Below are 9,084 nucleotides of genomic sequence, written 5' to 3'. Positions count from 1 at the left end.
GACGAGGCCGATCCGCTCGAGTGGGCGCGCAACCGGGGCTGCACGCGCATCGTGGCGGGGCGGGGCGGCGCGCACGCGCTGGCGGCGCAAGCGGTGGCTGCCTGAGCATGGCGCCGAACCGCCAACGCCTGCACACGCCGCTGTGCGCGCTGCTGGGCATCGACTACCCGATCCTCAATGCGCCGATCGGCACCGCCGCCGGGCCCGAGCTGGCCGCGGCGGTGTCCAACGCCGGCGGGCTGGGGATGATCGCGGTCAGCTTCCTGGACGGCGCCGACGCGGTGCGCCAGGCCATTCGGCGCGTGCGCGCGCTGACCGACAAGCCGTTCGGCGTGAACCTGCTGCTCGAGTGGCCGCAGGAGGAACGGCTGGCCGCGTGCCTGGCCGAGGGCGTCGCGCTGGTGTCGCTGTTCTGGGGCGACCCGGCGCCGCACGTGGAGGCCATCCACCGCGCCGGCGCGCTGCTGATGCAGTCGGTCGGCGGCGTGGAGGAAGCGCGGCATGCGCAGCGCGCGGGCGCCGACGTGGTGCTCGCGCAGGGCTGGGAAGCGGGCGGGCACGTGCGCGGCGAGATCGCCACCATGGCGCTGGTGCCCAGCGTCGTCGACGCGGTGCCCGGCCTGCCGGTGGTGGCCGCCGGCGGCATCGCCGACGGGCGCGGCGTCGCCGCCGCGCTGATGCTGGGCGCCTCGGGCGTGGCGCTGGGAACGCGCTTCGTCGCGTCCAGCGAATCCACCGTGCCCGACATGTACCGCGACCTGCTGGTCGCCGCCGGCAGCGGCGATACCGTGTTCGGCGGGACGTTCGACATCGGCTGGCCCGACTCGAACATGCGCACGCTGCGCAACAGCACCATGCGCCGCTGGATCGAGGCCGGGCGGCCGCCCATCGGCGCGCGCCCGGGCGAAGGCGACACGGTGGCGCGGCGCGCCGACGGCTCGGCCATTCCGCGCTACCACGTGACGCAGCCCGCCCCCGGGCTCACCGGCGAGCTGGAGGCGCTGGCGCTGTACTGCGGCCAGGGCGTGGGCCTGATCGCCGGCGTGGAACCCGCCGGGCAGATCGTGCAGGGGCTAGTGCGCGAGGCGGGCGCCCTGCTCGCCAGTGCACGCGGCCATCTGGACTAGGAACGCGCAATGCATGCACGCCACGTCGCCATCCGCATCAAGGGCGGAGAGGTTCCCCGCGCGCGGGAGATTTTCGAGAACGGCGCGCTGCCCGCGCTGGCCGCGCAGCCCGGTTTCCGCGGCGCCTGCCTGCTGGCCGACGACGCCAGCGGAGAGGGCGCCATCGTGATCCTGTGGGAGCACGCGGAGGATTCGCGGCGGCTGGAGGCCGCCGGTTTCTATAAGGAGCAGATCGCCCGGTTCGCGCAGGTGTTCGCCGCACCGCCGTACCCGGCGCTGATGCGGGTGCAAGTCTGGTCTGTCGGCGCTACGCCGTAAGGAGGCAAGGAAATGGATTCGATCAAGGCATGGGCGGCGCTGGAGAAGAACCAGCCGCTGCAACCGTACAGCTACGACCCCGGCCCGCTCGGCCCCGAGCAGGTGGACATCGAGGTCGACTACTGCGGCATCTGCTACTCCGACATCGCGATGATCGACAGCGAGTGGCTGCCCACGCAGTACCCGCTGGTGCCGGGGCACGAGGTGGTCGGCCGCGTGCGGGCGGTCGGCGCGCAGGCCAAGGGCGTGCGCGAAGGCGACCGCGTGGGGCTGGGCTGGTATGCCGGCAGCTGCGGCGTGTGCCGCCTGTGCCTGCGCGGCGAGAACAACATGTGCGCGCTGCGCGAGCCGACCATCGTCGGGCGCCACGGCGGCTTCGCCGAGCGCGTGCGGGCCCAGTGGCAGTGGTGCATGAAGCTGCCCGACACGCTGGATTCGCTGCGCGGCGGCCCGCTGCTGTGCGCCGGCGTCACGGTGTTCTCGCCGCTGTACATGCACGGGGTGAAGCCCACGCACCGCATCGGCGTGGTGGGCATCGGCGGCCTGGGCCACCTGGCGCTGCAGTTCGGGCGCGCCTGGGGCTGCGAGGTCACGGCGCTGACCTCCAGCCCGGAGAAATTCGACGAGGCCCGTGCGCTGGGCGCGCACCGGGTGGTGGCCACCGGCGACGCGCAGGCCATGCGCGCTCTGGCCGGCGCGTTCGACTTCCTGCTGGTGTCGGCGCGCGGCTTCGCCGGCTGGGACCTGCTCATCGACACCATCGCGCCCGGCGGGCGGCTGCACCAGGTCGGCGTGGTGATGGAGCAGGTGCCGGTGCGCGTGCGCCCGTACCTGATGACGTGGCAGCGCAGCATCTCCGGCTCGTCGACCGGCTCGCCCTCCACCGTGGCCGAGATGCTGACGTTCGCCGCGCGGCACGGCATCGTTCCTCGCGTCGAGCAGTACGCGATGCGCGACGTCAACGCCGCGCTCGACCGCCTGCGTTCGGGCCAGACCCGCTACCGGGTGGTCCTCGCGTCCGGCTTCTGACGCTCGCGGCAGACCATCGCGCCCGGGGCCACGTCGCAGGTAACGACGGTGGCCGCGCCGATGACGGCGTTGTCGCCCACCGTCGTGGCGCCGCCCAGCACCATCGCATGGGCGTAGATGGTCACTCCGTTGCCGATGGTCGGGTGGCGCTTGCCGCCGCGCACCAGCGCGCCGGCGGCGTCGCGCGCGAACGAGAGCGTGCCCAGCGTGACCCCGTGGTACAGCGTCACGTCGTCGCCCACGATGGCCGTCGCGCCGACCACCACGCCGGTGCCGTGGTCCACGAAGAAGCGGCGCCCGATGCGCGCGCCCGGATGGATGTCCACGCCGGTCATCGAGTGCGCCCACTCGGACATCATGCGCGGCAGCAGCGGCACGCCGCGCAGGTGCAGCCGGTGCGCCAAGCGGTGGACGGCCACCGCCACGACGGTGGGATACGACAGCGCGATCTCCAGCAGGCCGGTGGCGGCGGGGTCGGCGGCATAGGCCGCCCACATGTCCTCGGTCAGCGCCTCGTGCACCTGCGGCAGCCAGCCGAGCAGTTCCAGCGCAAGGGCGTCGGGGCCGGCGCCGCCGTCCCACGCAAGCGCGCCGAAGGGCGCCACGCCGGCCAGCAGCGCGCGCAGGCGTTCGCGCAGCCGGTCCAGCGCCTGCACCGCGTCGCCGCGGCCGGCGCCGTGCGCGGGATAGCTTCCGGGCACCAGCGTGTCGAACAGGCCTTCGCACAGCAGCGCCACCTCGTGGCGGCTGGGCGCGGGGTGGCCGGTGTCGCCGGCAGTGCGCCGGGCCGCGGCCAGCCTGCGCGCGATGCCCTCCAGCGGCGCGTTGCGCGCCGGCGCCGAGGCGTCCGCGCGGATCTCCGCGGCCCTGTCGTCGAGCAGCATGTCGCTTCCTCCGTGGTCGTGTTGTGGGATGCGTCAGCTCTGGGTGAACGCGCGCTCGATGACGTAGTCGGCCAGCCCGCCGCGCGCGAAGCCCTGGAAGCCGCGCTGGTCGAGCAGGGCGCACATCTGCGCCAGCATGGCCTGGCTGCCGCAGAGCATGGCCCGGTCGGTTGCCGGATCGAGCGGCGGCAGGCCCAGCGTGGACAGCGCGTCGCCTTCGACGAAGCGCGTGATGCGCCCGGTGGTGTGGAAGTCCTCGCGCGACACGCAGGGCACGTAGTGCAGCTGCCGGCGCGCCATCTCGCCCACATAGGGATGGGCGCGCAGGTCCTGCTCGAGAACGTCGCGGTAGGCCAGCTCGCTGGTGCGGCGCACGCCGTGCAGCAGCACCACCGAGGCGAAGCGCTCATAGGTGTACGGGTCGGCCACCGTGCCCATGAAGGGCGCCAGGCCGGTGCCGGTGGCGAAGAGGTAGAGCCGCCGGCCCGGCCGCAGGTCGGTCAGCAGCAGCGTGCCGGTGGGCTTGCGGCCCACCAGCACCGGGTCGCCGGGCCGCACGTCCTTGAGCACCGAGGTCAGCGGCCCGCCGGGCACCTTGATGCTCAGGAACTCCAGGTGCTCGTCGTAGTTGGGGTTGGCGATGCTGTAGGCGCGCACCAGCGGCTTGCCGCCGACGGCCAGGCCCATCATCACGAACTGGCCGTTCTCGAAACGCAGGCTGGGCGGCCGCGCCACCCGCAGGCTGAACACGCGGTCGCTCCAGTGGCGCACGCCCAGCACCGGCTGCACGTCGAAGCCCATGAACTGCGGCGGCTGCGCTGGCGCCGCTTGCGGCTGCTCTCGCGTTTGCGACATGGTTGCTCCCTTATTTTTCTTCGCGCAGCGCGATGCCCAGGTTCTGCAGCATCGGCGCGTTCTCCGCGGCGACGTACAGCGCCTCTTCGGTCGCGCTGAGGTTGCGGTGCGCGTGCCAGGCCCACACCGGGATGTACACCGCGTCGCCGGCACGCCACGGCACCTCCCGCCCGCCGATGGTGGACACGCCGGTGCCCAGCAGGATGTAGAGGATGGTTTCGTAGTTGTGCCGGTGCATGCGCGTGCCCTGGCCCGGCTCCAGCCCGCCGATGGTCATGCTCAGCACGCGGCTGGGCAGGTCGACCACGCGCACCAGGTGGTGCCGCTGGCCTGAGAAGGCGTCGGAGCCGCCGCCGTCTCCGGTGCCGAGCACGTCGGCGTGCAGCAGGCGCTGCGTTTCGTCGTCGTCGGCCCGCAGCACGCCGGGCACCGCGGCGAAATCGCGCGAGGCGAACGCGGCGCGGCTCATGGCGCCGCCCGTTCGATGGCGTCCAGCATCCGCAACCGCGCCGTGATGGCGACGTCGGCCGCGCCGAAGACCTCCGCGCGCGCGTCGGGCGAGCGCTCCATGACCTGCTCGATCACCTCGAACATGGTGGTGGCATGGCCGTCGTCGCAGTCCACGTGGATGGCGAAGAAGCGCAGCGCCGCATCCGGGTAGTTCCTGCTGCGAAAGCCCGCGATCACGTGCGAATAGAAGTCCGGCACCACCGCTTCGGCGCCCAGGCACAGCGCGCCCAGGCCGGCCGCGCCGGCCGGGCGGCCGCACAGGTCGAACATGGTGTCGATCAGCGCCTGCGTTTCCGGGGCGGTGGCGTGGCGCTGCGGCTGCAGGCCGAAATCCGACAGCATGCGCGCGTACATCTGCGAATGCGGCAGCTCCTGCGAGTCGCCGAATCCCAGCTCCTCGCACAGGTTCTGCGCCAGCTTCAGCACGGCGTCGCCGTCCTCCAGCCGGGAGATCAGCGCGCACAGGTAGCGCGTGAAGTAGCTGGAGTACTTGCTCTGCTGGATCAGGAAGGAATGCAGCTCGGCCTCGGTCACCGAGCCGTCGGCGCAGCGCCGCAGGAACGGGTGGGCCGTCAGCCGGGCCTGCAGCTCGCGGCACTTGTCCTCGATCTCGGCGCGCGCCGCGCTGCGCGGGGCGTTCGCCGCGGATCTACTCGGCGCTGCCATGCGGGGCTCCTGTGCCGCCATCGGCGAAGTAGTCGCGGTTGACGTCCTTGAAATGCGCCCATTTCTCCGGCACCAGGTTTTCGGGGAACACCGCGAAGACCGGGCAGACCATGGCGCAGACGTCGCAGTCGATGCAGCGCGTGGGGTCGATGTAGAGCATGGGGTCGCCCGGGCGGCCCTCGATGCAGTTGACGGGGCAAGCCTTCATGCAGGCGCCGTCCTTGACGCCGATGCAAGGCTCGGTAATGACGAATGCCATCGATGGTTCTCCAGGGCGCGGCGCATGCCGCGCGGTGACATGGGCGCCGCCGCGTGGGCGGTGCCGGCAAGAAAAAGGAAAGCGGCGCGGATGCGCCTCAGGCGGCTGCCGTGCTCGCCTCGGGGCAGCGGATCGCGAGGTCGCCGCACTTGGGCCCGCGCACCCAGGCACCGGTGCGCAGGTCGAAGGTGGCGCAGTGGTGGCTGCACACGATGTAGTCGCCGTCGATGGTGGCTTCGCGCATCGGCGCGGCCTTGTGCGGGCAGACGGCGGCGATGAGCAGCGGGCGCCCCCGGTGCTCGATGGCCAGGTAGCGGCGCCCGTCGATCACGCGTTCGTTGTTGCCGGCGGCGCTCATGCGGGCCTCCCGAGCGAGCCGGCCACGTCGCGGCCGTCGTCGAGGTTCACGCAGTACTTGCTGTCGAACAGCATGTCGCGCGCATAGGCTTCGTCGGCGATGGCCTTGGCCCAGATGCCGTAGCGCAGCGCGACCTCCAATTCCTCTTCGCGAAAGCGCCGGTCGTACGCGTAGTCGGCGCGGCTGAGCCGCACGTCGGCGATGCCGCGCCAGGCGCTGCCGCGGTAGCCCACCGAAATCGGCACGCGGCAGGCATGCCGGATGCCCGAGGCGTAGTGGCCGCCGTGGTGCGCGTCCTCGGCAACCGAGATGTCGGGCAGCAGGAACGACTGCGGCGTCATGTGCTTGACCAACGCGTAGTTCTGCGCCTTCTTCACCGCGTTGTAGCGCATGCGCTGCCCCAGGGCGTTCGCGATGCCCACCGCGCCCAGTGGCACCGCCTTCTCGCGCGCCTCGAAGTCGGCGCGCAGCCCGGTGTAGCAGAAGATCTCCTCGATCTCCAGGTCCCACGGCCGGTCGAGCTTGACGCCGACCGGCACGTCGAACACCGCGTAGTCGACCGGCAGGTCGTCGGTGTTGGCCGCCCATTCCGCCAGGCCGATCATCAGCTCGGTCGGCGTCTTGCCGGCCTCGATGCGCGCGGCGACGTACTGGCGCCATTGCGCGGGCGAGCTTCCGGGCTGCAGCGAGCCGCCGAAGTTGCGCTCGAAGCATTCCGCCAGCGGCGCGGGAATCGCGTAGTGGCGCATGCTGGCGGCCTTGTCCAGCAGGAATTCGCGGCGCTCCCAGTTGCCGCCGTCGAAATACAGGCAGCGCTGCTGGCTGCGCTCCAGTGCGACGCGCAGCGGCCCGTAGCGGCGCGCCAGCTCCGGCAGCGGCAGCTGCTGCGGCACGTCCATCGTCACGTGGCGCTGGTACTGGCCGACGCGGTGCTCCATCAGCAGCACCAGCAGCTGCACGCTCAGCTCGGTCTGGTTCAGCTCGTGCACCGAGAAGCCGGCTTCCTGCCAGGCCCAGGCGAACGAGGCGATGCGCATCTCCAGCGGCGACCAGCGCGACGGCTCCTGCGCGCGGCAGGCGGCCAGCACGCCGGCGATCTCGCCATTGTCCAGCACGCGGCCGCCGTGGCTCAGGCGCACGATCTCCAGGCTGGCGATCTTCTGCTCCAGGTGCACCAGCACGAAGGTGCGCTCCTCCACCGGCATGGTGGACCAGAGCTCGTTGAGCAGGGTGGACTGCTGCGCGAAGCGCGGCGCGCGGCCGTAGCACAGCGCACGCAGGCTGGCCGCGCGCGACTGGACGGCGGGCAGGCCCAGCGGCACCGGTCCGCCGGCTTCGATGTCGGTCATGAGAATGGAGACGCGCTCGCGGCGCAGCGCGTCGAGCGCCTGCGCGTCGGGCACGGCCAGCAGCGTCACCCCGTAGCGCACCGCGGACACGAAGGCGTCCAGCCCGGTGATGTCGTCGCGCAGCGCCACCACGCGCTCGGCGGCCAGGCCGGTGAACGCGGCGCTGACCTGCGCGCGCTTGCCCGGCGGCGCGGCGTCGATCGCCTGGATCCAGGACTCCACGAGGTCCGACGCGGCGGCCAGGTTCCCCGCCTTGCCGTAGGCGCGGCAATGCAGGTGCCACCACACCAGCGACGACACGCCCAGCGGAATCCGCCAGCGGTACCACGCGCGGTGCAGGTCGGCCCATTTGGCGGGGTCGATGGCGCCTTCGTCCAGCAGCGTGCCGATGAGCGCCGGCAGCTCCGGGGCGGTGGCGGCGCGCAGCCGGGTCTCGGCGCCGTCGTCCAGCGCGCCGGCGGCCATCATGCCGAAGGCGACGACCACGTCGTCGGCGGCGAGCCCGCGGTGGACCATGCGGGTGCGCGCCTGCAGCGACGACTGCTCGGGTGCGGCGGAAACGGGCGAGTCTAGAACTTCCACTGTGCTCTCCTGATGCGTTGCGAAGAAGGCCTTTGCGCGCTGCACGACGCATGCCGCAAGGTCGGAGGGCATCTTGTTTTCCGCGCGCCGTACCGTCAATTCGTCAATAGTGAGGAGCACCTGCGCGCGCACCATCACATTTGGCGAATTGACGCGCGCCGAGGCACTGGGGAATGCTCGACCGGATCACACCGGAGACGACGACCCCATGCAAGCACCTGCCCCCTGGACCGCGCTGTATCCCGCCGACGAGAGCTGGAACGCACCGCTGACGCCGCGGTTCCTCGACGAGGACCTGGAAGCGGCGGCGCGCCGCTGGCCCGACGCGGTCGCGATCGACTCCGACCAGGCCACGCTCACCTTCGCGCAGCTGCGCGAGCGCTGCGCACGCGTGGCGCGCGGCCTGCGCGACCTCGGCGTGGGGGCGGGTTCGCACGTGGCGCTGCTGCTGAAGAACACGCCCTGCCACGCGATCTGCTTTTATGCCGTGCTGATGGCCGGCGGCCGCGTGGTGAACCTGAGCGCGAGCACGGCGCTCGCGCAGCTGCGCCACCAGCTGGAAGACGCGCGGGTCGACGTGCTGGTCACCAGCGAGCAGTTCCGAGCGGCGCTCGCGCCGGCGGATGGGGCGGCGCGTGCGATGCGCTGCATCGCGGTGGACGAGGACGATGCGGCGCTGGCGCCACTGGCGTCCGATGGCGGCGAGCTGGACCCACTGGTGCGTGAATGCGCGCGCGACGAGGTCGCGGTGCTGCAATACACGGGCGGGACCACCGGCGCGCCGAAGGCCGCGATGCTCACGCACGGCAACTTCAGCGCGGTCCCGCATGCGATGCGCCTGTGGACCGGCGATGCTGTGGACCCGGGCCGCGTGCTGCTGGTGGTGCTGCCGCTGTCGCATGTGTTCGGCCTGGCGCTGATGTGCCTGTCGGTCGCCTGCGGCTTGAAGATGCTGCTGCGCGCCGGCTTCGACACCGACCGCACGCTGCGGGACGTCGAGGGCGAAGACGTGGCGCTTTTTTTCGGCGTGCCCATGATGTATTCCGCGCTGGCCGCCAGCCCGCGCACGCCGCGCACCGACTGGTCGCGCGTGCGCATCTGCGGCTCGGGCGGCGCGCCGCTGGCCGGCGACACCTTCGACGCGTTC

General features: G+C 72.1%; 11 protein-coding genes. 4 read left to right on the top strand and 7 right to left on the bottom strand.

Features of this window, described 5'->3' with window-relative positions:
• The first annotated feature begins 107 nt into the window (after positions 1–107).
• From H0U68_RS20580 to H0U68_RS20570, 3 genes are read left to right on the top strand one after another with little or no spacing between them, the layout of a single operon-like run.
• Entirely contained in the window at positions 108–1,127 is a 1,020-nt protein-coding gene (locus H0U68_RS20580) for a nitronate monooxygenase (RefSeq protein ID WP_296358767.1), read from the top strand.
• A 9-nt stretch (positions 1,128–1,136) separates the two neighbouring features.
• A complete protein-coding gene (locus H0U68_RS20575; protein WP_296358766.1) occupies positions 1,137–1,445 on the top strand; it encodes a hypothetical protein in 309 nt (102 codons plus the stop codon).
• A gap of 12 nt (positions 1,446–1,457) precedes the next feature.
• Complete coding sequence (locus tag H0U68_RS20570; protein ID WP_296358765.1) at positions 1,458–2,474, top strand: NAD(P)-dependent alcohol dehydrogenase; 1,017 nt, start codon at positions 1,458–1,460, stop codon at positions 2,472–2,474.
• On the opposite strand, the gene epsC is transcribed toward H0U68_RS20570, so the two are convergent.
• From epsC to H0U68_RS20535, 7 genes are all read right to left on the bottom strand, one after another.
• Positions 2,444–3,358 (bottom strand): serine O-acetyltransferase EpsC, encoded by a 915-nt coding sequence (gene epsC / locus H0U68_RS20565; RefSeq protein ID WP_296358764.1) that lies wholly within the window; start codon positions 3,356–3,358, stop codon positions 2,444–2,446. The two genes, H0U68_RS20570 and epsC, sit on opposite strands and share 31 nt — an antisense overlap.
• 33 nt (positions 3,359–3,391) lie before the next feature.
• A complete protein-coding gene (locus tag H0U68_RS20560; protein WP_296358768.1) occupies positions 3,392–4,159 on the bottom strand; it encodes a ferredoxin--NADP reductase in 768 nt (255 codons plus the stop codon).
• 64 nt (positions 4,160–4,223) lie between these two features.
• Positions 4,224–4,682: a cupin domain-containing protein gene (locus H0U68_RS20555; RefSeq protein WP_296358763.1), complete on the bottom strand. Its 459-nt coding sequence runs from the start codon at positions 4,680–4,682 to the stop codon at positions 4,224–4,226.
• On the bottom strand, positions 4,679–5,389 hold the full coding sequence (locus H0U68_RS20550) for an iron-containing redox enzyme family protein (RefSeq protein WP_296358762.1): 711 nt from the start codon (positions 5,387–5,389) through the stop codon (positions 4,679–4,681). Before H0U68_RS20550 ends, H0U68_RS20555 begins: the two co-directional genes overlap by 4 nt.
• Positions 5,373–5,648 (bottom strand): 4Fe-4S binding protein, encoded by a 276-nt coding sequence (locus H0U68_RS20545; RefSeq protein WP_296358761.1) that lies wholly within the window; start codon positions 5,646–5,648, stop codon positions 5,373–5,375. Before H0U68_RS20545 ends, H0U68_RS20550 begins: the two co-directional genes overlap by 17 nt.
• Before the next feature lie 97 nt (positions 5,649–5,745).
• Entirely contained in the window at positions 5,746–6,006 is a 261-nt protein-coding gene (locus H0U68_RS20540) for a Rieske 2Fe-2S domain-containing protein (RefSeq protein ID WP_296358760.1), read from the bottom strand.
• Positions 6,003–7,937 (bottom strand): hypothetical protein, encoded by a 1,935-nt coding sequence (locus tag H0U68_RS20535; protein WP_296358759.1) that lies wholly within the window; start codon positions 7,935–7,937, stop codon positions 6,003–6,005. Before H0U68_RS20535 ends, H0U68_RS20540 begins: the two co-directional genes overlap by 4 nt.
• Positions 7,938–8,145: 208 nt before the next feature.
• On the opposite strand from H0U68_RS20535, the gene H0U68_RS20530 reads away from it, so the two are divergent.
• Positions 8,146–9,084 (top strand): AMP-binding protein (locus tag H0U68_RS20530; protein WP_296358758.1); only part of this gene is annotated, 939 nt, incomplete at its 3' end.

The organism is Ramlibacter sp., from assembly GCF_013697775.1.
Classification (GTDB): Bacteria; Pseudomonadota; Gammaproteobacteria; order Burkholderiales; family Burkholderiaceae_C; genus Ramlibacter.
Note: the sequence above shows the minus strand (reverse complement) of the source record. Positions and strands in the feature narration are given on the sequence as shown.